The 21050-nt window shown below is 50.7% G+C and carries 28 protein-coding genes and 1 tRNA gene; 28 read left to right on the top strand and 1 reads right to left on the bottom strand.

Annotation, left to right across the window (positions count from 1 at the left end; genetic code table 11):
• The 28 genes from NOU37_09200 to NOU37_09335 form a co-directional block, all read left to right on the top strand.
• Positions 1–201: hypothetical protein (locus tag NOU37_09200; GenBank protein ID MCQ4575404.1), on the top strand; the 201-nt coding region annotated here is incomplete at its 5' end.
• A gap of 90 nt (positions 202–291) precedes the next feature.
• The gene (locus NOU37_09205) at positions 292–459 is read left to right on the top strand and encodes a lipoprotein (GenBank protein ID MCQ4575405.1); all 168 of its coding nucleotides are present in this window, start codon (positions 292–294) and stop codon (positions 457–459) included.
• Positions 459–824, top strand: coding sequence for a hypothetical protein (locus NOU37_09210; GenBank protein MCQ4575406.1), 366 nt, complete (start codon positions 459–461; stop codon positions 822–824). The genes NOU37_09205 and NOU37_09210 overlap by 1 nt, the downstream gene beginning before the upstream one ends.
• Positions 825–966: 142 nt before the next feature.
• Positions 967–1311 (top strand): hypothetical protein, encoded by a 345-nt coding sequence (locus NOU37_09215; GenBank protein MCQ4575407.1) that lies wholly within the window; start codon positions 967–969, stop codon positions 1309–1311.
• Positions 1268–2494, top strand: a complete 1227-nt coding sequence (locus NOU37_09220; GenBank protein MCQ4575408.1) for a hypothetical protein — start codon at positions 1268–1270, stop codon at positions 2492–2494. Before NOU37_09215 ends, NOU37_09220 begins: the two co-directional genes overlap by 44 nt.
• Positions 2494–4539 (top strand): phage portal protein, encoded by a 2046-nt coding sequence (locus NOU37_09225; GenBank protein ID MCQ4575409.1) that lies wholly within the window; start codon positions 2494–2496, stop codon positions 4537–4539. The genes NOU37_09220 and NOU37_09225 overlap by 1 nt, the downstream gene beginning before the upstream one ends.
• A gap of 4 nt (positions 4540–4543) precedes the next feature.
• Positions 4544–5278, top strand: coding sequence for an HK97 family phage prohead protease (locus tag NOU37_09230; GenBank protein MCQ4575410.1), 735 nt, complete (start codon positions 4544–4546; stop codon positions 5276–5278).
• 14 nt (positions 5279–5292) lie between these two features.
• Positions 5293–6522 (top strand): phage major capsid protein, encoded by a 1230-nt coding sequence (locus tag NOU37_09235; GenBank protein MCQ4575411.1) that lies wholly within the window; start codon positions 5293–5295, stop codon positions 6520–6522.
• Between the two features lie 12 nt (positions 6523–6534).
• A complete protein-coding gene (locus NOU37_09240) occupies positions 6535–6801 on the top strand; it encodes a hypothetical protein (protein MCQ4575412.1) in 267 nt (88 codons plus the stop codon).
• 11 nt (positions 6802–6812) lie between these two features.
• Positions 6813–7067, top strand: coding sequence for a hypothetical protein (locus NOU37_09245; protein MCQ4575413.1), 255 nt, complete (start codon positions 6813–6815; stop codon positions 7065–7067).
• Positions 7067–7585 carry a hypothetical protein gene (locus NOU37_09250; protein ID MCQ4575414.1) on the top strand — a complete coding sequence of 173 codons (519 nt, stop codon included), beginning with the start codon at positions 7067–7069 and terminating at the stop codon, positions 7583–7585. Before NOU37_09245 ends, NOU37_09250 begins: the two co-directional genes overlap by 1 nt.
• Complete coding sequence (locus tag NOU37_09255) at positions 7585–7929, top strand: head-tail adaptor protein (protein ID MCQ4575415.1); 345 nt, start codon at positions 7585–7587, stop codon at positions 7927–7929. Before NOU37_09250 ends, NOU37_09255 begins: the two co-directional genes overlap by 1 nt.
• Positions 7930–8086: 157 nt before the next feature.
• Positions 8087–8410: a hypothetical protein gene (locus NOU37_09260; GenBank protein MCQ4575416.1), complete on the top strand. Its 324-nt coding sequence runs from the start codon at positions 8087–8089 to the stop codon at positions 8408–8410.
• Positions 8410–8847, top strand: a complete 438-nt coding sequence (locus tag NOU37_09265) for a hypothetical protein (protein MCQ4575417.1) — start codon at positions 8410–8412, stop codon at positions 8845–8847. Before NOU37_09260 ends, NOU37_09265 begins: the two co-directional genes overlap by 1 nt.
• A gap of 20 nt (positions 8848–8867) precedes the next feature.
• Positions 8868–9476, top strand: coding sequence for a hypothetical protein (locus NOU37_09270; protein MCQ4575418.1), 609 nt, complete (start codon positions 8868–8870; stop codon positions 9474–9476).
• Positions 9477–9701: 225 nt separating this feature from the next.
• Positions 9702–10142: a hypothetical protein gene (locus tag NOU37_09275; GenBank protein ID MCQ4575419.1), complete on the top strand. Its 441-nt coding sequence runs from the start codon at positions 9702–9704 to the stop codon at positions 10140–10142.
• A gap of 2 nt (positions 10143–10144) precedes the next feature.
• A complete protein-coding gene (locus tag NOU37_09280) occupies positions 10145–10405 on the top strand; it encodes a hypothetical protein (GenBank protein ID MCQ4575420.1) in 261 nt (86 codons plus the stop codon).
• Positions 10398–12440, top strand: coding sequence for a hypothetical protein (locus NOU37_09285; GenBank protein MCQ4575421.1), 2043 nt, complete (start codon positions 10398–10400; stop codon positions 12438–12440). The genes NOU37_09280 and NOU37_09285 overlap by 8 nt, the downstream gene beginning before the upstream one ends.
• A gap of 13 nt (positions 12441–12453) precedes the next feature.
• Positions 12454–13191, top strand: coding sequence for a hypothetical protein (locus NOU37_09290; protein ID MCQ4575422.1), 738 nt, complete (start codon positions 12454–12456; stop codon positions 13189–13191).
• Between the two features lie 15 nt (positions 13192–13206).
• On the top strand, positions 13207–13614 hold the full coding sequence (locus tag NOU37_09295; protein ID MCQ4575423.1) for a hypothetical protein: 408 nt from the start codon (positions 13207–13209) through the stop codon (positions 13612–13614).
• Position 13615: 1 nt separating this feature from the next.
• Positions 13616–14788 (top strand): hypothetical protein, encoded by a 1173-nt coding sequence (locus tag NOU37_09300; protein ID MCQ4575424.1) that lies wholly within the window; start codon positions 13616–13618, stop codon positions 14786–14788.
• The gene (locus NOU37_09305; protein ID MCQ4575425.1) at positions 14781–15341 is read left to right on the top strand and encodes a hypothetical protein; all 561 of its coding nucleotides are present in this window, start codon (positions 14781–14783) and stop codon (positions 15339–15341) included. The genes NOU37_09300 and NOU37_09305 overlap by 8 nt, the downstream gene beginning before the upstream one ends.
• 2 nt (positions 15342–15343) lie before the next feature.
• Positions 15344–15763 carry a hypothetical protein gene (locus tag NOU37_09310; protein MCQ4575426.1) on the top strand — a complete coding sequence of 140 codons (420 nt, stop codon included), beginning with the start codon at positions 15344–15346 and terminating at the stop codon, positions 15761–15763.
• A gap of 1 nt (position 15764) precedes the next feature.
• Positions 15765–18524, top strand: a complete 2760-nt coding sequence (locus tag NOU37_09315; GenBank protein ID MCQ4575427.1) for a hypothetical protein — start codon at positions 15765–15767, stop codon at positions 18522–18524.
• The gene (locus tag NOU37_09320; protein MCQ4575428.1) at positions 18521–18913 is read left to right on the top strand and encodes a hypothetical protein; all 393 of its coding nucleotides are present in this window, start codon (positions 18521–18523) and stop codon (positions 18911–18913) included. Before NOU37_09315 ends, NOU37_09320 begins: the two co-directional genes overlap by 4 nt.
• A gap of 1 nt (position 18914) precedes the next feature.
• Positions 18915–19721, top strand: coding sequence for a hypothetical protein (locus NOU37_09325; protein MCQ4575429.1), 807 nt, complete (start codon positions 18915–18917; stop codon positions 19719–19721).
• Positions 19712–20050, top strand: coding sequence for a hypothetical protein (locus NOU37_09330; GenBank protein ID MCQ4575430.1), 339 nt, complete (start codon positions 19712–19714; stop codon positions 20048–20050). Before NOU37_09325 ends, NOU37_09330 begins: the two co-directional genes overlap by 10 nt.
• A 153-nt stretch (positions 20051–20203) precedes the next feature.
• Positions 20204–20551, top strand: coding sequence for an S-adenosylmethionine decarboxylase (locus NOU37_09335; protein MCQ4575431.1), 348 nt, complete (start codon positions 20204–20206; stop codon positions 20549–20551).
• 308 nt (positions 20552–20859) lie between these two features.
• Here NOU37_09335 and NOU37_09340 read toward each other — a convergent pair.
• Positions 20860–20935 (bottom strand) — tRNA-Ala (locus tag NOU37_09340).
• Positions 20936–21050 lie beyond the last annotated feature (115 nt).

Consider the following 21050-nt stretch of genomic DNA (forward strand, 5'->3'; position numbering starts at 1 on the left):
GACATGACAAAGCTCTACGACGATAAACATCTGGCTTGTGTTGAAGACCACAAATGCACAAAGAAAAAGGTCAAGGACCTTGGGGATAAGATTGACCGTCATGCCTTCGGGGGTATGCGCTTCGTGCTCTGGATGGTTGGTTTATGCGTAACAGGTGGTGTCAGCATCGCGGCGTTGTATCTAGGCATAAGGCACTGGTGAGAGTTTAAACATGCTGAAATGGATTCTCGTTTTTTATGTATTTTTCTTAACCGTGGCCCTTCTGGTGGGCTTGGCACATGGAGGTTTGTTATGAGAAAACTATTTTTGGTTCTGTGTCTGGTTGTACTCCTCACGGGGTGCAACTGGGACATGAAGGGTGAGGGGCGCGGCGGGGTGGACCGTGACAAGGGTGGAAACGTTACGGGTGTTCATGCCGACGGGACCTCCTCTGGCCATGTGGAAAGAGAGGATAACTGATGGATACGAATTTGATTTTAGGTCTGCTCACAGCCGGGGGTACGGTGCTCCTGTTACTCCTGGGTTGGGGTATGAAGGTCGCGGCAAAGTATATTCCTGCGCTTCGCAATGAGAAGATACAGAGGCTTATCTACGACACGGTGAAAGCCCAGGTAAGGACTACTATGCCCGCTGTCGTTAAAGGTCCAGGCAAGAAGGACGGTATCAGTAAGGAGGTGGCACTACGTAGGGTTATACAGGGTGCTTTGGGTGCTCTCGGGCCACTGGCCAATGAATTTGCAAAGATGCCTCTAACGGACAAGAAGGCGGTTGTTCATGCGGCCGTGCATAGCGTTAAAAGGGAAGAGGCTAAAGGGGCAGGTTGAGCTTCGTTGGGATAGTCAAGTTCTATCTTTGTGTCTTTCTGCTACTGGCCGCGGTGTCGCTTACCCTGGAGGGCATACGCATTGTGGTGGTGGAGGGCGTGTTTTTCATCGGCAAAGAGGCGGCAGATTTTAGAGGTTTGACATGGGAAAGAAAACCGGAGGACCTACAGGACGACCGAAAGGATACCCGAAAAGTGGCGGGCGCAAGCCAGGTGTACAGAATCGAATCACAGTCAGCAGGCAAGAGCAGATTGCCAGTGAAGGAATAACGCCGCTTGAGTTTATGCTCAATGTTTTGCGCGATGACAAGGCGGATATGAAGGACAAGATGTGGGCGGCGCAGGCGGCGGCGCCTTATGTGCATCCGAGGTTGCAAAACTTGCAGGTCCATGGAGCACCGGAAGGTGATTTGCCGCCGGTGAAATTTAAGATTGAGGTTATAAATGGTGACAACGGCAGACCCACAGATACACCAGCCGAAGGTTAGACGGATTGAATACCACAGGCCAAAGCTCTACCCGAAACAGGAGCGGGTCTTTTTCAATCCCTACCGGTACTCGATATGCGAGGCCAGCACAAAGAGCGGTAAGACGGTGGGGGGTATGTCCTGGCTTACGGAATATACGACTGCGCTGAAAGAAGGACAGAATACCTGGTGGATTGCGCCTGTTTACAGCCAGGCTCGAATACCTTTTCGCAGGTTGAAGTTGGCCCTGCCGAGATGGTTCTATTATGCCAAGGAGGACGAGCTGACGTTAAGGCTCATCAATGGCGCAACGATGTGGTTTAAGAGTGGTGAGAAGCCGGACAACCTCTACGCGGAAGACGTGTACGCATGTGTGATTGACGAAGCGACCCGCCTTAAAGAAAAGTCCTGGCACGCCATAAGGTCAACCCTTACGGCAACGCGGGGGCCCGTGAGAATAATCGGCAATGTCCACGGCAAGAAGAATTGGGCTTACAAACTGGCACGCAAGGCAGAAGCGAGAGCGCCGGATATGTACTACGACAAGATTACCGCAGACGACGCTGTAAAGGCGGGCATACTGGATGCTGCAGAAATTGAAGACGCACGCCGCATTTTACCTGATCCTGTCTTCCGTGAGCTTTATCTCTGTGAACCATCAGACGACGGATGTAATCCGTTTGGTCTTGAAGCTATTGAGGCGTGTATCGGAGAGATGTCGGGAGATGACCCTGCGGCTTACGGCATTGACCTTGCAAAGTCGGTGAACTGGACCGTCATTCTTGGTCTGAATGCACAGGGAAGGACATGCCGGTTTGAAAGATTCCAGAAGCCTTGGCGGGAAACTATCGAGAGGATAAAGACTGTTGTCGGAAATGTGCCTGCCCTGGTGGATTCAACAGGTGTCGGCGACCCCATCGTTGAGGATTTGCAACATGGCGGGAGGACAAATTATGAAGGTTATAAATTCACGCAGAACAGCAAACAGCAGTTGATGGAAGGGCTTGCTATCACATTGCAGAACGGCCAGACCGTCATCCCGGAGGGGCCTGTTGTGAACGAACTGCGTGATTTTGAGTACGAATATACAAAAACAGGAGTCCGGTATTCCGCGCCAGAGGGCCTTAATGATGATTGTGTAATGGGGCTTGCGCTTGCCGTCCATAAGCTGCATAGGCCAGTGACCAGCTGGGGGGCCGTTTAATGTTCAAGGCCATTAAGGCGATGCTGGAAGGTTTTATCTTTCCAACGTCTACGCCTTGGGCGTTGAGCCTGCCGGGAACAAGGTTTGATTACGCGAAGGCGGTGGGAGACGGTCTTGGATCCAACGTAATTATGTCTCCGGTGCAATGGATGATGAGGACCTTCCCGGAGGCGCCGGTGATAGTTGAGAAGCTGGCAAAGGATGGCTATGAAAAGATGCCGGGTCATAAGATATTGGAATTACTTGAGGAACCGAATGAGTTTTATCCGGGTGAAGTTTTGTGGATGGGGACGATGATGAGCTTTGCAATCGCCGGTAACGCATACTGGTTGAAACGGAGAAATAACGCGGGCAGGGTTTCGGAACTCTACTATGTGCCTCACTGGACCATAGAGCCGAAGGCCCCTCGCGACGGGCGGGGTTATATCACGCACTATGATTATAACCCCATGGGTGTGACGCAACGTGTTGAGGTTGAGGACGTCGTACATTTCCGGCACGGCATCAACCCCAAGAATATCAGGCAAGGTTTATCGCCGCTGGATTCAGTTGTCCGCGAGGTTTTTACCGATGATGAGGCGGCGAACTTTAGCGCGACGATACTAAAAAACATGGGTGTACCGGGCGTGATAATAAGCCCGGAGGCCGGGGTAATAGCAGACGAGAATGCCATGAAAGCGGTAAAGGAAAAATACCAAGAGACCTTTGGCGGTGACCACCGGGGCGAGGCCCTTGTGCTGAAAGGGCCCACGAAAGTTCAGCAGTTCGGGTTTAATCCGGCGCAGATGAGCGTTGGCAAACTGAGGAATATCTCAGAGGAAAGGGTGTGCGCTGCCCTGGGTATTCCGGCTGCGGTTGTGGGTTTCGGTACGGGCCTCCAGCAGACGAAGGTGGGGGCTACCATGGCAGAACTTATCAGGCTGGCGTGGAAGGGTAATATCATCCCGACGCAAAGACTCATGGCCGCCACACTGAGAAAGCAATTGTTGCCGGATTTTGAGCCCGAACCCAAGAAATTTAAGCTCCGCTTTGACAACTCTGAGGTCCAGGCGCTGCAGGAGGACCGGAATAAACTTGTCGAGCGGCTTAACATTGCTATCGGCGGTGGGTGGGCTACGAGGTCTGAGGGAAGGCGTGCGATGGGATGGCCTGTTGAAAAGGGCGATGAGGTTTATTTTGAGCCGGCGGGTGCATTTGTCACGCCTGCAGGGCAGAGCGGAAAGCCGAAACAAATTAAGGCTGCCACGCCGACAGAGGGCCGTGTGATAGAGACGGCGCCCAGGAAGAGACCGACCAGAGCACATCTGAGGCTTGGGACGGTCTTTGCAAAGGACCATGCCAGGATGTCGCAGGTATTCGAGAAGGAACTCTCAGGCACGTTTGACGACCTTGGACGTATGGCTGAAGAGGCGGCGGACGAACTCCTGAAAGCATTTTATGATTTAGAAACAAAAGACCCTCAGGACACGCTCGATGCTGAAAGGATTTTAGCGAGCATGCCGTTACTTGATATTGAAAAAGACTTACGAAAGAAATACCAGGCGCATTACTTGAGGGTATCGAAGGTGACAACGGACAGCATCAACGGGGTTATGGGGTTAGGAGTCCAGCTGCCGGATACCCGGGCCAGAGAGATTATCTCCGAAGGCGGTAGACGTCTGGGGCTTGTGGATGTTGCAGGCCAGACACGGAGACGGCTTTTTAGAGAGCTCGAGGAAGGCCGCGCCCTGGGTGAAGGCGTGCCACAGTTGGTTGCGCGCATCCGTGACAAGGTGCCGGCGGGCCGGTGGTCCACGCCGGGGGTCAGGGCAAAGGTGATTGCACGGACGGAAACGAAACACGCGCAGAGAAAATCTGCGCTGGAGACCTATAAGGAGGCCGACACGGTGACACAGGCCATGGTGCTTGATGCGCGTCTCGGCTCAACAGATGAGGAATGCGAGGCGCTTAACGGAACGATTGTAAGCCTGGAGGACGCCGAAGCGCTTATGAATGACGAACATCCGAACGGCACCCGTGATTTCGTGCCGATGATAGGAGAGTAAAAATATGGAGATGGAAAGAAAGAATTTTAAACTCAAAGAGCTTACAGATAAAGGCGAAGGCAGCGCCATAATCGCAACGCTGAACGTTATTGACAGTGACGGCGATGTCACATTGCCGGGGGCCTTTGGTGTCCAGACGGTCAAAGTATTACCGGCTCATAACTGGATGAATGTCCCTTTAGGTAAAGCGGTCACAAGAGAAAAAGATGACAAGGTAATAGCGGATTTTCAACTCAACCTTGACATCCCGGATGCAAAGGACTGGTACAGCGCTCTCAAATTCGACTTGGAACATGGGGAATCTATACAGGAATGGTCTTACGGTTACAACGTAAAAGAGCATGAGGAAGGAGAACACAACGGTCAACAGGTCCGGTTTTTGAAGTTAATAGAGGCGTTTGAAATATCGCCGGTGCTTAAAGGCGCTGGTGTGGGCACGCAGACTTTGATGGTCAAGGAAAATATGGAATATTTTAAACAGGCAGAGCAGACGCTTGCGGATGTCATAGCCTTGGTGGAACGTTCTGAGGAGCTTGCTTCCTTAAGGGCGAAGGACGGGCGGAGTCTCAATGCTGCCAATAAGGAGAGGCTTGAGAAGGTTCTCGCATCGCTTGCCGATGTGGAGACGAGAATCAAGACACTTCTGGAGGACGGCGGCAGTGGAGAGGAAGCCGTGAAGTTGTTTGCCGAATACCAGCGCACAAAACATGAGCTGAATTTGGCGGGGATTTTACCTTAAAGGAGTAGAGCAAAGTGAACGCATTGGTTGAAAAAAGGAATGAGTTAGAAGAGAAGAACAAAGTGCTGGCCAAGGTGTTTAAAGAGGCCGGCGCTGAAATGGACCTTGAAAAGGTCGAGTCTCTCGAAGGTACTACGAGAGAGAAGGCCGCCAAGGTCAAGGAGATGAACGATGAGCTTACCGACCTGGGCAAAGAGGTTGAAGAGCTTTTCGAGGTGGAGAAGGCCGAAAAAGCCACAAAGGCCAGAGAAGAGCTCATGGCAAAGGGTAAGGAGATAATCCTGCCCGGCGGCGATGGTGCAGCCTCTGGTCCGCAGGGCCCGGTGAAAAGTATCGGGCAGATGTTTGTGGAGTCTCCGGCATATCTGGAGCGGCACGCGCGGAAAGAAGCTGTCTTGGAGATGGAGGTAAAGGCTCTATTTGAGACTACGGCAGGCTGGGCTCCTGAGAGTATACGGACCGGTCGCATAGTGGAGATAGCCACCAGGCCCATTCAGATAACGGACCTGATACCCGCCGGCCAGACCGGGCAGAACTCCATCAAGTACATGGAAGAGACGACGATGACAAACGCCGCCGCAGAGGTTGCACAAGGTGGCGCTTACGCAGAGGCTGCGCTGGTGCTGACAGAGAAGTCCTCTCCCGTGGAAAAGGTCGGTGTGCTGCTGCCGATAACGGACGAGCAGCTTGAGGACGTTGCCCAGGCCTCGTCCTATGTAGACAACCGGCTGCGCTTCATGCTCCAGCAGAGGGTTGACAGTCAGATACTCGTAGGGGACGGCGTTTCGCCGAACCTCAAGGGGATCCTCAACGTCTCTGGTATTCAGACCCAGGCCAAAGGTGCGGACCCTGTACCGGATGCAATCTACAAGGCCATGACATTGGTCAGGGTGACGGGTCGTGCACAGCCTAATGCCGTTATCCTTCACCCAAACGACTGGCAGGGTGTACGGTTACTGCGTACAGCAGACGGCCTCTACATCTGGGGCAGCCCCTCAGAGACAGGTCCTGAGAGGATATGGGGACGTAGTGTCATACAGTCCGATGCCATAACCGAAAATACCGGACTGGTCGGCGATTACCAGAACTTTATAGAGTTAGTCGCCAGGCGCGGCATCGAGGTGAAGGTGTCGGATTCCCACAGTGATTTTTTCAGCAAGGGCAAGAAGGCAATCCGTGCGGATGTCAGAGTGGCCCTGCCTACTTACAGGCCCGCGGCATTCTGCACAGTTACAGGCATTTAAGGGAGGTGAACTATGGCAATAATTGAAGGCGCTATCCCAAGGGATGCCGTAAAGGTAGCACGCGCGGCAGGTGCGGCCGCTGGCAATCACACGGTCACGGGTATTAAGGCCCGGGATAAGCTGGTGTCTGTTTTGCATCTTGACGCGACGGATGCCAGTGAAACGCTGGACGACCTTACGCCTGAGTTCAGCATCTCCGCTGTGGATACGATAAACAACACCGGCGGTACGGATACCTCCGGCGGTTTTCTCATCGTGATTTATCTCTCAGTGGGATAGGAGACAAACGTATGAAGGCAGAGAAAAGACTGTATGTCACAGCCGACAGAAAGAAGGTTGTGGGTGAAGGTGATTCCCGTGCCGCTTTCCTGCTTGTGGGGAAGGGACAGGAAATCCCTGTAGATGTAGTAAAGCAGTACGGTTTACGCTCGAAGGCCGAGACCAAGGAGTCAAAGCCCCGGGAGGACAAAGGTACAAGTCCGCCTGAGAAGGAGACCGGCTTTAAAATCAATCAGTTAAAAGACCAAGGGGAAGGCAAGAAATAATGGCCTTAATGTCGGCCACAGAGGTTAGGCAGCATATAGACACCGATTTGGTGGACGCTGCCCTACAACGCCTGATAGATGCTGCCGAGGAGGATATTGATACCCACTTCGGCAGCGTCACCTCTCAGCTTGACGAGCTGCTTGGTAACGGTGGTAAACATCTCTGGCCTACCAGGCCTATAAAGACGGTCTCTTCTATTGTTGAGACCGTTGGCACGACAGACACAACACTTGCGTCAGATGATTACAAACTCCTTCATGGTGGCAGGCAGATTGAACGGCTGAATACCGGCACGAATGCACGCAACAGCTGGGGGGACAGGACAAAAATCCAGTACACCCCGGAAGATGAGACGAAGAAAAGGAAAGGCATCTTGATAAAGCTGGTCAAGCTGGAGGTTGAATATAACGGTCTGAGCAGTGAACGGGCAGGAGATTACCAGTCCTCAAGCCTGGACTATGAGGGTGAGAGGAAAAAAATTCTAGGCGGCCTGGCAGGCTTTGGGAGTTTTGTCTGATGGGTGCCCGTTCCCGGATGACCTTGCGTGCAGATGTCGAGCGGAATCAGGAGACGGGGGTTGATGGAACGAATCAACCGTTGAAACCTGACTGGCAGGCGTTGGCGACCGTGGCCTGCTGGGTGTATAGCAAGGCCCGGCGTGAAGTGGTGGACGGAAAGAAGGTGGCCGTGGTTGAGGACCTGCGTGCAATGGTGCCGTTGAGTACGGACATAACGGAGAAGGACAAAATTGCCCAGATAATCGACAGGTCAGGCAATGTTATTTACGCGGGACCTTTGGGGATTGAATCGGTGCAGCGGAAACATACGCACCTGGAACTAATGCTGAAAGCGGTTGAATGATGAGCAAGACAAGACAGATAAAAATGTGTTGCAGTATTTGCCGGTGGCTCGACCGCTATGACGGAACACCCTTTAGATGCACATGCCCGGAGTCGCCTTTTTACAATCAGGAGCGTAAAAACAAAAACCTTTGCGATTACTTTTCAGGTGAGCAGAAATGATTGAATGGAGAGGACCAGAAGTCAAGAAGGCAATGGACAAGGCTATTAGAGGCGCCATAGATGAGACCACGTCCAAGGCCGTTTTGTTTGCCAAACAGAACCATCCGGGATGGAAGAACAGGTCTACCGTTGCAGAGGGTAGTGTTCGAGTTCAGGAATTTGCACACAAGATTTCTGGTCATATCCATAAGGGCGTATGGGGGAGTGTCGATGTCAATTATATTCTCAAGCTGGAATTTAACTACGGTTCTTTTTTGAGAAATGCGGCTGATAAAGAATACCCCGGCCTTGTCGGCCGGATTCGTAAGAGGCTTGCCTGATGGCGATACCGGAGCCGTTGACTGCGCTGGTGAGTTTTCTTGAGGCGGATGCCGATGTAGCCACACTGGCGGGCACACGAATCTACGGCTACGAACTGCCACAGAGCGAGGCGGCATCAGGACAGATGCCAAGGAAGGCCGTAGTGTTAAACCCGGCAGGCGGTGGTGGAGTAGGGCCGGGCGTAAGCGATTACGTAGAAGTCCAGCATTTGCGGGTAGATGTTTTCTGTTACGGAGAAACGCCTTTCGAGGCATCGAAGTTGAGGCTGGCAGTGCATAACGCTTTTAAACATCTGAAAAGGATTACGCAAGACAACACCCTTATTCACTCTGCGACGCTTTCGGGCGGACCGATTGCTTTAAGGGACCAAGATACTGCATGGCCTATTTCTATGGAATCCTGGCTTGTCTTAACTAGTGAAGTAAGCACAACTTAGAGGTAAAGGAGTAAGGAGAAATGGCAACAAAACCTTATGAAATTATAGCTGCGCCATTTGAGGTATATGTCGCCCCGGTGGGTGAGGCTGTGCCTCTTATAGACGCGACACCTGCGGCGAACTGGGTAAAGCTCGGCACGTCTGGCGATAGAAACATGAGTGAAGATGGGGTGACGGTGACCCATGAGCAGACTATCGAGACAGACTCATTTCGCACGCTGGGCAGCACAGGACCCGTGAAAGCGGTGCGAACCAAGGAGGACTTGAGGATTAGCTTTACCCTCTTGGACCTTACCCTTGAGGAGTATGCGCGGATTCTGAACGGGAATACAGTCAGCGAGACCACGCCGAGTGCAGGCGTGGCGGGCTTTAAGGAAGTTGACCTGTACCGTGGTCTGTCGGTTACTGAGTATGCCCTTGTTATCCGTGGAGCGGGTCCTTACGGCGACGGATGGGATATGCAGTATGAGATTCCGAAGGCAGTTCTTACAAGCTCACCGACAACGGTATTTCAAAAAGGCGCACCCGCAGGACTGGAGTTTGAATTCATCGCCATCGAGGACTCGGACGCAGCCGGCGCATCAAAGCGCTTTGGCCGCCTCTTAGCGATGAATGCCGACCAAGTCTAGTAAACCTGAAGGAGGACATTGACATGGCGGAGGCATCACCAGCCAAGGCCCTGAGTAGCGCAGCACAAACCTTGCGAGCATCGGCCCGTGAACATAAACGGGCATCTGCCGCGCACAGGAATCAGGCGAAACGATGTATGCAAGAGCTGGAGAAGCTACGGATTTTTTGTGAACAGAACGGCATTACTTTAGAAATACAAACTCAAACAGGCGGAGGTAAAGACCATGGCCACAAGTAAAATCGAATCACTACTTGACCTGTCAACCGAACGTACACACCCCACAATAATCATTGACGAGAAATTGTACAACCTTGCCGTTGTCGATGATTTCGGGATTAGGGAGCAACATCGCATAGTTGCCCACAGCAAGCAGATGAGCGAACTCCAAAATAAAGGCGAGGACATTTCCGAGAAGGAGGCAGAAATCCTCGAAGGTCTCTTTAAAGATTTTGTATCACTTGTTGTACGAGACATACCCTCTGCGGTGGTGCAAGCTCTCTCTATCAACCAATGTGCTGAGATAGTCGTGGTTTTTACGGATGCGGCGGGTTTTCTGAAAGTGAATCCGCTGCCAAAGACGGAGGAGAAGAAAGGGAAACTGACTGGGGAGAAATCATCCCCAGGCTCCAGCGTTTCTACGGAGGGTCCCCCGAAAGATGGTTAGATATGCCCCTGCGATTATTAAGGCCCTATCTGGCAATGCTCCCGCGCATCATTGCGGAGGAGTCTCTACGGTTTATGACAGCCGTGGCACTGGGTACGGGCAGTTTGAAAGAGCACGAGTCACAACGCATTTTGAATAACTGGAATAGAGAAATAGGCGGCAGCCGGGAAAGGCCCCGGTTACATGCTAAAGACGACCGAACGGCTCTGGCCTTTATGGGTATCGGAGTGGAGATAGTGGAGAGAAAGAAAAAAGATGGCTGAGAATTTAGGCGGCGTACTACTTCATCTAAAAACGGATGGCAAGAAGTTTGACAAGGGTATCGATGCCGCCCACAAAAAGACTAAGAAGCTGGACAAGAGCTTTGGCAAGGCCAGCAAATCTGCGAAGCATCTCAAATCTAGCCTGCTGGCAATCGGTGCGGCCCTTGCCGTTGGTACTGGCCTAGCCATTGCCATAAAAAAGATTGCCAATATGGGAGACCAATTGGCCAAGATGTCTAAGCGGGTCAATATATCAGTGGAACGCCTATCTTCTTTCCGCCTTGCTACAGAGCTTGCAGGTACATCCTTAGAGGCTTTCGGAAAGGCCCAGCAAAAACTTGCTAGAACTATGGTTGACGCCAATCGGGGGCTTGAAACATATACGCGTGAATTTGATGAATTAGGAATTACTCTCACAGATAAGAGTGGACGGCTGAAAACCACGGAAGAAGTATTTTATGAGATTGCAGACGCTGTTAAAGAATTGGGAGTAAGCACAGAGACTACCAGCGCACTTATGGCACTTATGGGTCGTGGCGGTGTCCAAATGACGAATCTTATGATACAAGGCTCCGCTGCAATTAAGGAACAGGAAGCGGATGCGATACGATTAGGGGCAGTCTGGGATGAGATGGGTGCACAAAAGGCAGAGGCTTTTAACGATGCACTGACTAGGTTAAAATTTGCTTTCCTGGGTATCGCAAAAAGCCTTGCCGTGGCGGTCTTTCCGGCATTAACAAAAGTGATCAATTGGTTTACAAATCTAGTTGTAAAAATTCGTGGTATAAAAACGGCGCTGTCTAGTTTAGACCCCGAAGTCAAAGCACACCTCGAAAGTCTCGCCAGCCTTGCCTTTACTCTCGCGAAGACAACAGCTCTTATCGTTGGAATATCTGCCGCTCTATTGATTACAGCTAAAGCAATGTCAATTTTAACAAAGTCTATGTTACTTGCGCATGGGGTGATGCTCTTATTTGAGGCACATCCCATAATACTAGGTATTACTTTACTCACGGCGGCCGTAGTTATCGCAGCCGCAAAATTTGACATAGTAAGGGAAAAATTAGAGGGCCTTATGCGCTCAGTAGGAGCGGCTCCTTTACTAGATATGGCGAAACAAATCAAGGAAGAGCTCGGAGCATTAGACACAGTTATTAAGGAACTCGATAAAACATTCAAAAAACAAAAAACGACCGTTGATCAGCTTACGTTTTCACAAGGAGCTTATAACGCAGCCCAAGAGAAAGGCCAACAGATAGCAGTATCCTTGCGAACACCGCGGGAAGTTTTCAACAATCAAATAAGAGCACTGAACAATATGCTTGTCGTGGGTGCTATCAATTGGGAAACTTACGGCCGTGCTACAAAAAAAGCACAGGGAGACCTCGCTGCGACTCGTCTGGAAAGCAAATTAGTCAGCGCAGCTTTTGATGAGATGTCAAGTACGATAGATATAAGCATTGAGGGTGTGATACAGGGTACCCAGAGTCTATCCGAAGCGTTTAGAAATATGGTCAGAAATATCCTTTTGTCATTACAAAAAATGCTTATACAAGAACTTATCCTTGCACCAATCAAAGCGGGTATTCTTGGAGCTTTGTCTGGAGGATTAAATACTTCGTCTGGTCTTGGCATCATCAAAAGCCAGGCCACCATCCCCGCATTGAAACCTCATACGGGTGGCGTTATAGGTCGAGATGATTTCAGACTTCCCAGAATAGAAGTGCCGAGTAGTGCCTTTGCTAATGCGCCTAGATTTCATGTTGGCGGTCTTGCCAGGGATGATATTCCGGCGGTGCTTCAACGTGGCGAGGGCGTATTCACACCGGCACAAATGAAAGCTTTGGGAGCACGAAGTCAAGAAAATAACATAATTGTTAATCAAACTTTAAACATCAGTCCGGGGGTGCCGGAGGCCGTGCGGCGTGAGGTCGTGGCACTTCTGCCCCAAATGGAAAAACATGCAGTGGCTGCCGTGCGGCGTGAGCGAGGTCGCGGCGGTGCTTTTTCCAGGGATTTTGGAATGAGAAGATAAAGGAGATAAAGCTATGCCTATAGTAGCAGATGATTTGAAGCCATTTAGCGCGGCGAGTGTGCCGGAGGACGACGTAAGTACATCCGGCGGAGCCATAGATTTAGAGAGCAGTCCGGACCTGACGCAGCTCGGAGGCAACAGTGTCATCGCCATAATATCCGATGGTGCCGATACAAGGACCGCAACAATAACCGGAAGGCTGCCCACCGGTGCAGTTGACACGGAGGCCCCGGTGCTTAACGGGACAACGGAGGTTGTCGGCAGCAAGACCTTTGAGCGTTTCCTCAAGTTGGTGCTTAGTGCCACAGATGGCTCAAGGACGGTAACTGTAAAGGAAGGTTCGGGAGGCGCGACCAGGGCGACCATAGGACCTAATGAAACTACGAGACATCTTTTCTTCCAGAAGAGCGCCAGTGAATCTTCAGCGGTCACCCGCTACGAGAAGAAATTCTTTAAGAACACTCACGGGTCCATCACGCTTACAGAGGCGAAAGTAGAACTCACCGCCGACCCTGTGTCAAAGATAGAGATAGGGGTTGCTGCCAGTAAGGACGACTCCGGCTCTGTGACAAACCGCAAGACGGCACCAGGCGGGATTACCTTTGTTGACGATAACGTCGCTCAGGATGTCCCGAACCAGGAACTAGTGGCGGGCGAGGCTATCGGCGTGTGGATCAAGCAGTCTTTGGGGGCTGGAGACACGGCCCAGAAGACCACATTTACCACCGAACTAGCTGGCAACACAACCTAAAAAAGGAGGCACCTTATGAGTGCGATGACAAAAGAAGAGGCTGCGGCTCACGTTAATAGTATCCGGCGAATATGCAGGGGCCCGGCCTCAAAGGATGCGGAGAATATAAGCAATAAGTTACTGGCAGGGGAAAGGCTTACCGTTGCCGAGACGAAGATAGCCGTTGGTCTTCTGAAAGAGGAACCCGGGACCACATACACCATTGGCGACAAGGTGTTCATGGGGATTGCTAAGGTCATAGAGCATGACCATCTTGCGGCAGCCCGTATGGTAAAACGGGCTGGACGCCCAGGCTGCGGCTACGACTTCAACAAGACCATCTTGAGTAATCCCCTGGACGGTAAGAGGCGGGCCTATACGTGCCCTCAGTGTGGCGCCAGCGGTTTTTATACTCCTCCGATTATAGAGATAGAGGCAGCGTAGAATGTCATCACCGTTATTCTGGGGAAATGGTTCGGATTTATTTTGGAATAGTGACGGCTCGCGCCTGTTCTGGAGAAATCCGGTATCACAAAGTTTGGTAGCGCTGTATGAATATGGCGGGCCGGTTTCTCAGGATTTGGTGGTGGCCTGGGAGAACATCTCACCGCGGCGAAGCAAATCACTTGTTGCGCCCTGGGAGAGCAGGGGCATGGTGTCAGCATCTAAGGCTCTTCCGTGGGAATCAGGACAGGGCATTTCTCAAGACAGCGTCATTCCCTATGAGATTCTTGCCGGAGTATCAGGCAGCCTCCAGGCACCTTACGAATGGACGCTTATCCTTGCTGTCTCAGCTATTACCGGATGGGAGAGCAGGGGGCCCGTGTCTTCTTCCCGTGGCGTACCATGGGAATCAGGTCAAGGGGTATCTCAGAGCCTGGCCGTGCTCTATGAGATATTGCAGGGCCTTACGCGCAGTCAACAAACGCCTTACGAATTTTCACAGCCTGTCAATAATTCTCTTGCAATCCCGTTTGAGGTATGGGGACCGCTTACGGCCTATCCCAGCTTACCAATGCCTGCGGGCATAAAGGCCGTGCGTTTCATTCTATTGACGAACACACAAAACTTTGGAAGCCCGGAGACAGGAGCAGTCCAGACCATAGAAAAACCCGGGGCACGCTGGATGGTCACCTACCAATATCCGTCAATGGAAAGGGCGGACGCTGCGGCTGTAATCGCATTTCTTAGAAACCTGCGTGGTAGTGCTGGGCGGTTTTATGGTGGAGATCCATCGGCTGCTACGCCCTTGGGCGCCGGTGGCAGTCCGTGGGTAGACGGTGAAGGGCAGACGGGAATTAAGCTCAACACAAAGAACTGGACGCCTAGTACCGCGGATGTCTTGAAAGCCGGGGATTTCATTGCCTGGGACACACCTACAAGGTGGAGGGAACTGCATCAGGTAACAGCTGATGTGAGTAGTGATGCCGCCGGCAAGGCAACTATAGAGATTACGCCTCAGATAAGAGAAGCTTCGGTGGACAGCGCCGTACTTATTCTAAATGCGCCGACGTGCGTGATGATGCTGCTTGATGATGAACAGGCAGCGTGGGACGGGGGCGTACCGGACCTCTATGATATTACGTTTACTGCCTTGGAGGTGTTCTATAGTGGCTAGAGATGGAGCTACGACAGAGTTAATCGCGGCCACACAAGCCGGCGTTATTCGTCCTCTGATATTCGTGGAGCTCTTTTTTGATATTGGGACAACGCGTATTTGCTCAGATGTAAAAACGTGGTCATGGGGCGGAAATGATTATCTTGGTGTCGGTGATTTAGGCGGTATTGATTCCATTGAAGAGGGCTCTGAGCTTCAATCCTCCAGCATTTCAATGAGTCTGTCGGGCATCCCGAATACGTATGTTTCTGAGGCACTTGGCCAGGAGTATCAGAACAGACTAGCGAAAGTATACAAAGGCTTTCTGGATGAGAACTATCAGCTTATCGCAGACCCAGTCCTCGAATTTGAGGGCGAGATTGACGAGATGAACCTTGAGGAAGGAAAAACCGCCACAATTATGCTGACAGCGACGAACGAACTTTCAAAGTGGGAAACACCGAAGATAAGAAGATTAACCAATGCCGACCAGCAGGCCAGATTTCCCGGTGATAAAGGCCTCGAGTTTGTGAATAAAATAGCAGAAAAGGTAATTTCCTGGGGGCAAATCTGAGCATGAAAAGAGTAGAAGACTGGCCAGAGCGATTGGACGAATATGTCGAGAGTGTTAAGGACAAGCCCTTTGAGTACACCATGCATGACTGTTGTGCCTTCATGGCCATGGCTGTCATTGTCATTACCGGCGTGGACGTTATGAAAGGGTTGCGAACGTACACAGACAAGCAATCGGCTTATCGAGTAATAAAAGATTATGCAGGCGGTGGGGTTGCGGAAGCAGTTGAAAAAGCAATGAGTGACCATGGATTCCAAGAGGTGCCTCCTCTTATGGCGCAGAGAGGGGACGTCGTGCTTTTCCAGACGGAGCTCGGGGACACGACGGGTATTTGTGTGGGTGACAGGATAACCGCACCGGGCGAAAAGGGCCTGCTATTCAATCCTCTTACAGACATTAAGAGAGCGTGGAGAACAAACTGATATGCCAGTGAATGTTGCAAAAGCTGCCGTAGTAGGAGCAAGTATAGGCCTGACCGTAGCATCAGGTGGCCTTGCTTCTCCCCTTGCCGCGGCAGCCATAGGCGCTGCATTCGCTGGCGGTACGTTAGGTATTGGGCTCCTGGCACAGGAAGAGCTCGCCCCGGCAAAGACCCCAGACCTGCAGGAAGTTGCAACCCGCTCCTCACTTCCAAGGGCGGCAAGAGACCGAAAGATAATGATACGATCCTCCACGGAGCCGCAACGGATTGTCTATGGAGAGACGGTTATCTCAGGTCCTATAGTAGCTGCATTCGGCGACGATGAGGTGCAGAATAAAGAATATCTGCATCTGGTAATCGCCCTTGCCGGACATGAGCTCTCTGCTATCAGTGATGTCTGGGTCGGGGACACTCTTTCAACGAATGCAAGATTCTCAGACTCCTTACGTATAAAGCTGCATCTTGGCGATGATAATCAAGCTGCGGATGCGGACCTTGTCAGTGAAGTATTTGATTGGACAACTGACCACAGATTGAGGGGCCTAGCCTACGCCTATGTGCGGCTCAGAGTGGATGCCGATGTATGGATAAACGGATTGCCTAATTTTAAGTTTAAAGTGCAGGGCCGAAAGGTCTATGACCCACGCACCGGCCAGACGGTGTACTCAAACAATGCCGCTCTCTGTCAGCGTGATTACATCAAGGCTGATTTCGGAATCGAGGCGCCACAGAGTAAAATAGACACGGCCTCCTGGATTGCTACTGCAAACATCTGCGATGAGGACGTCCCTCTTGACGGAGGCGGCACCCAAAAACGTTATACCTGTAATGGGAGCTTCACCCTTGATAACCGGCCTATAGACATAATGACTGATTTATTGACCGCGTCAGTGGGGTTCGCATTGTTCAGACAGGGAAAATATAGGGGCTATGCCGGTGCCTGGTCCACGCCGAACACAAAGACTTTTAATGAAGATGACCTGATAGGTCCAATAACAGTACAAACTAAGATTGATAAACGAAACAGTTTTAATGCAGTTCGTGGAAGGTATATAGATGAAGACGAGGATTATCAACTGACTGATTTTCCGGCAGTGACTAGCACCGCCTATGAAGCGCAAGACGGCGGTTTGCGCGCACATAAGGACATAGAATTACCTTTTACGAGCAACAGTCCTTGTACGCAGCGCATTGCAAAAATACACCTGGAAAGGTCCAGGCTGGGAATTGTTATAACCGCCCCCATGAAGATGACCGCTTATGAGGTGTCACCCTGGGAAGTCATAAAATTATCTAATTCAAAAATGGGATGGAATGAAAAGACCTTCCGGGTGCTAAAGCGCACGCTGATGCGAGAAGGGGGTATTGAGCTTGTTTTACAGGAAGAGGTTGCAACGGTCTGGGGGTGGTCCAGTAGCGAGGAGCAGACACTTCCGGCAGTACCTACACCCACATTGCCGGACCCTTATACTGTTGCCACGCCTACAAATCTTGCCTTGGAAAGCGGTGCGGCACAGCTCCTGCAACAAGGCGATGGTACGGTCGTAAGCCGGATAAAAGTCTCGTGGACATTGGTCCCTGACTGGCTCGTACTCTCAGGCGGGAACTATGAAATACAGTTTAAGAAATCGGCAGACTCCAGCTATAGCACCGCAGCCATACTCCCGGGAGACGTTTCCTTTTCACACATTGCAGGCGTGCAGGACGGCGTGAAATACGATGTTCGGGTGAGAGCGATAAACAATGCTGGCGTCAAGGGTAGTTGGGCGACTGTGACGGATCATACCGTTATCGGTAAGACAGGCAGCCCTTCCATACCTACGGGCTTAACCGCGATTCCTTTTATCACAGCCATAGGTCTTTCGTGGAATGTAAATCCGGAGAATGATATAGCGGGCTACGAAATACAGAGGGCCGATGACCCAGGTTTTACAACTGCCGTAACCACTATAAGCAGACCTCTTAGCCTGACTTATGTGGATGAACAGTTGGCCAAGGGCACCGCAAAATATTATAGAATCCGCGCCCTCAATCGTTCCGGTGTTTTCAGTGGCTGGACTGCCGGAGTTTCAGCGGCCACTTTTGGAGTCGGAACAGACGTGTTTGATACGGTTGACCTTGACGCTTTGAGAGCCGCAGGAAAGTTGGTAGGGGTACTCCGGGCCGCAGAGATGTATTCCGGTGTAATACAAGCCTATAAAATGCAGGCGGATAACCTTGCGGCAAATATTATAAAGGCTGGACATTTGGACGTCTCGACGGCGGTCATTACTCAGGCAATTCAAATAGCCAATGCCCTTATAGGTACTGCACAGATGAAGAATTTGGCTGTCACACAGGCAAAAATTGATTATCTCCAGGTCGGCACTCTGCAGATTGCGAACGAAGCTGTTACAGTAGATAGTTCATTTTCATTGGATGCTGATGTAGCTTTGGGAGGGGTAGATGTAGAAACAGAAGTAGGGACAATCACTATGAGTACGAACGGTGGAACAGTGTTAGTGTTTGGCAAATTAAGAATACGTGTGGTTGGTGCTGGCGATTTTGGACATATTAGATTACGCAAAGATAGTCTCTCTGGTCCCGAGCTTGATTATACTGGCTACACCACCAATGTGCTTGGTGCTATGACGTTAATTGGGAAGGATTCTTCACCAGCTGGAACTCAAACATATAAACTTACTATGACTGCGCTGACCAGTAATGGACAATATACATTTCCTTCGCACAGAAGGATGCTAGTCCTTAATAGGAAAAAATGAAAACAGGCATCAGATACAATTCAGATAATGTGATATTAGGCATTGTTCAGGTTACAAAAGATTCTGATTTGGAGCTTAATATTCAAGAGGGGGAAAACCTGATTGAGGTTCCTAACGACCATCCAATATTAGGAGAACAAAGTAGTTGGCATATCAAGCCTCTTGGCCCCACTGGAATTTCATTGCGACGAAAGCCTCAGAAAATAATCGATGCTGAAACCACGAAAGAAAAGGCGGAAAAGGATGAACAGAGAAAGGCTAGTGAGGGTCAGCAGCCTATAACTTTGGATTTATTTTTGAAAGAATTCAATGAATTGAGGGCCGCGATGGGGAAACCACCCATTACAAAAGAAGATGCCCTCAGACAGATGAATAGAGGAGATAAATAAAATGGTACTTCCACCAAAAGATTATATGACAAACGAGCCAGTCCGTACAGAAGACCATCTGAAAGCAGCATTTGAAGCTATGAGAGACACTGTTATCTCCTGGCTATATGCCCGCGAACAATCTACGCCCGACATGACGGTTTTGGTTGAGGCGGGGATTATTTTTAAGTCAGACAATAGTGGTATAGTAAGTTACGCAGGTGGGAGTTCGCCTACAGTAACAGCCCCCAGTAGTGACCCTCGCATCGACCTTGTACATATTGGAGATGACGGAGTGGTTGGTGTCACGACTGGTACAGAAGCAGCCTCTCCTGTCGCTCCCACTTATCCCGATGACAAAGTTCCTATATGTGAAATATATCTCCGTGTGGGAGCTACCAGTATCAAGGACACAGACGACAGCACGAATGGTTATATCAGCAAAGATGCAAGGCCGTTTTTGCAGAATAAAGCTGTTGGAGGCGGTAAGACAACCAGAATAGAATTTACTAGGACTGCCGCCGCCGGGTCGGGAAATCAGGTAGTTACTGGAGCAGGCTTCGCACCTAAAGGGGTAATCGTATTTGCGAGTGATGGCAGTCGAGCATCTTGGGGCATGGGTGATGATTCAGACTTGGATGCGTGTTTGAACCAGAAAGGGGCAACCGATTTCCAAATCCAGACAGGAACTATTATCCGCATTGGCAGTAGTGCAGGCAATGATATGTTTGGGGGTTTAGTTTCTCTAGACGCAGACGGCTTTACCATCGGGTGGACTAAATACAATTCTGGAGTGGACATTACTTGTGAGGCAATCGTATGGGCATAAAAATTATTTATCGAATTTCAGATAAGGCTGTAGTTGGAACGGCGAGGGGTAAACAACCAGTATTTGTAGAGATGCTTAACATTGTCAACAGTGAGTGCGGCGGTGTTCTAAGTGATTACAGTTGGGCTGAAGTGGCCAACATTCCAGAGGGGCATAAAGTTGTTATCGTGCCAGATGGTACGGCAAGAACTGAAGTGAATATGGATGCAGTAGATAAAAGAAAAGAAGCTAAACTCGACGAATGGGCACCCTTTATTGAGGCTATGGAGGCTAAAGATTCAATGGTTAAAGGGGCTTTCAGGGATATGGTTAAGGAGAGGATGCCTTAAATAAATGACAAAGGTGGCAAGGAAAAGCGTATGAAAGCCATTCGCGATAAGTATAGGGATAAAAGTTCTGACCAGATTATCGCTGCGGATGTCTTGGAATACGCGAAAGAGAAGTTGCTTCAGGAGTTGGGGATTAAGGAGTAACGTTACACAATGGAATTCCCTGCAATGTTCCATAGAATAATGTTCGTCGAGTGCGTGGGTATCGGCGATCCTCCGGGGGATGATTTACTGGCGTTTTCCCTGTCCTTGATAAAGGCCATAGACATGACCCCTCTCGGAGACCCGGTTATACGCTACGCAGATGTAGGAGCGCTCTCAGGCACAACCGTTGTGGCTCCGATGAAAGAATCCGCCTTACAACTGCATACCTGGCCAGAGCAGGGGGAAGGTTTTATGACCCTGTTGCTGTACTCCTGCAAGGACTACGAACCGCAGAAGGTCCTGGATATGATTGAACAGGCTTTTCATCCCGCCGCCCGGCAGTGGAAGGTGGTCTAGCCTTCCGCCTTTCACTGCCCCTCTCCCTTTCCCGGCCAGGGAACGGTGCTCCCAGATGCGATTTAAGGGCATTACATGCCCCTCGTGGTGGTTTGGCTAGGGTCGGGCAAGCGCGTGGCCCCATGCGGCGACACAGCGCGTCTGGCGCAGAACTGGCTCGGTTCGTAACCAATCTGTCACCGTGTAACCAGATTGTAACTGGTCAAAGGGTGCTAAATGTGGCCGATGGTGGGGAAACGTAGCGCAACGATGTTTTGTGTAAGCTATTTAATGGCAAGGTGATAATCATAAATACAATGGTGATAATATGGTGGAGGATAAGGGAGTCGAACCCTCGACCTCTTGAATGCCATTCAAGCGCTCTCCCAACTGAGCTAATCCCCCACTTCAACAGCAGGATCTTCAAATCAAGTGGATGAGGTTAAGACCTGGCTCGGTCCGTAACCTGTACGTCTAACTTATAATCCATACCGCGGGTGTGTCAAGTTTTTTATTTGAA

The sequence above is a fragment of the Candidatus Bathyanammoxibius amoris genome (assembly GCA_024451685.1).
Lineage (GTDB): Bacteria > Planctomycetota > Brocadiia > Brocadiales > Bathyanammoxibiaceae > Bathyanammoxibius > Bathyanammoxibius amoris.

Excerpts from the sequence above, each read along its gene's own strand:
- NOU37_09310 (MCQ4575426.1), top strand. The coding sequence starts at position 15,344 with ATGAAAAGAGTAGAAGACTGGCCAGAGCGATTGGACGAATATGTCGAG.
- NOU37_09325 (MCQ4575429.1), top strand. The coding sequence starts at position 18,915 with ATGGTACTTCCACCAAAAGATTATATGACAAACGAGCCAGTCCGTACA.
- NOU37_09335 (MCQ4575431.1), top strand. The coding sequence starts at position 20,204 with ATGGAATTCCCTGCAATGTTCCATAGAATAATGTTCGTCGAGTGCGTG.
- NOU37_09285 (MCQ4575421.1), top strand. The coding sequence starts at position 10,398 with ATGGCTGAGAATTTAGGCGGCGTACTACTTCATCTAAAAACGGATGGC.
- NOU37_09320 (MCQ4575428.1), top strand. The coding sequence starts at position 18,521 with ATGAAAACAGGCATCAGATACAATTCAGATAATGTGATATTAGGCATT.
- NOU37_09330 (MCQ4575430.1), top strand. The coding sequence starts at position 19,712 with ATGGGCATAAAAATTATTTATCGAATTTCAGATAAGGCTGTAGTTGGA.
- NOU37_09315 (MCQ4575427.1), top strand. The coding sequence starts at position 15,765 with ATGCCAGTGAATGTTGCAAAAGCTGCCGTAGTAGGAGCAAGTATAGGC.
- NOU37_09250 (MCQ4575414.1), top strand. The coding sequence starts at position 7,067 with ATGGCCTTAATGTCGGCCACAGAGGTTAGGCAGCATATAGACACCGAT.
- NOU37_09270 (MCQ4575418.1), top strand. The coding sequence starts at position 8,868 with ATGGCAACAAAACCTTATGAAATTATAGCTGCGCCATTTGAGGTATAT.
- NOU37_09260 (MCQ4575416.1), top strand. The coding sequence starts at position 8,087 with ATGATTGAATGGAGAGGACCAGAAGTCAAGAAGGCAATGGACAAGGCT.
- NOU37_09300 (MCQ4575424.1), top strand. The coding sequence starts at position 13,616 with ATGTCATCACCGTTATTCTGGGGAAATGGTTCGGATTTATTTTGGAAT.
- NOU37_09225 (MCQ4575409.1), top strand. The coding sequence starts at position 2,494 with ATGTTCAAGGCCATTAAGGCGATGCTGGAAGGTTTTATCTTTCCAACG.
- NOU37_09265 (MCQ4575417.1), top strand. The coding sequence starts at position 8,410 with ATGGCGATACCGGAGCCGTTGACTGCGCTGGTGAGTTTTCTTGAGGCG.
- NOU37_09215 (MCQ4575407.1), top strand. The coding sequence starts at position 967 with ATGGGAAAGAAAACCGGAGGACCTACAGGACGACCGAAAGGATACCCG.
- NOU37_09295 (MCQ4575423.1), top strand. The coding sequence starts at position 13,207 with ATGAGTGCGATGACAAAAGAAGAGGCTGCGGCTCACGTTAATAGTATC.
- NOU37_09205 (MCQ4575405.1), top strand. The coding sequence starts at position 292 with ATGAGAAAACTATTTTTGGTTCTGTGTCTGGTTGTACTCCTCACGGGG.
- NOU37_09220 (MCQ4575408.1), top strand. The coding sequence starts at position 1,268 with ATGGTGACAACGGCAGACCCACAGATACACCAGCCGAAGGTTAGACGG.
- NOU37_09255 (MCQ4575415.1), top strand. The coding sequence starts at position 7,585 with ATGGGTGCCCGTTCCCGGATGACCTTGCGTGCAGATGTCGAGCGGAAT.
- NOU37_09240 (MCQ4575412.1), top strand. The coding sequence starts at position 6,535 with ATGGCAATAATTGAAGGCGCTATCCCAAGGGATGCCGTAAAGGTAGCA.
- NOU37_09210 (MCQ4575406.1), top strand. The coding sequence starts at position 459 with ATGGATACGAATTTGATTTTAGGTCTGCTCACAGCCGGGGGTACGGTG.
- NOU37_09280 (MCQ4575420.1), top strand. The coding sequence starts at position 10,145 with ATGCCCCTGCGATTATTAAGGCCCTATCTGGCAATGCTCCCGCGCATC.
- NOU37_09275 (MCQ4575419.1), top strand. The coding sequence starts at position 9,702 with ATGGCCACAAGTAAAATCGAATCACTACTTGACCTGTCAACCGAACGT.
- NOU37_09245 (MCQ4575413.1), top strand. The coding sequence starts at position 6,813 with ATGAAGGCAGAGAAAAGACTGTATGTCACAGCCGACAGAAAGAAGGTT.
- NOU37_09290 (MCQ4575422.1), top strand. The coding sequence starts at position 12,454 with ATGCCTATAGTAGCAGATGATTTGAAGCCATTTAGCGCGGCGAGTGTG.
- NOU37_09230 (MCQ4575410.1), top strand. The coding sequence starts at position 4,544 with ATGGAGATGGAAAGAAAGAATTTTAAACTCAAAGAGCTTACAGATAAA.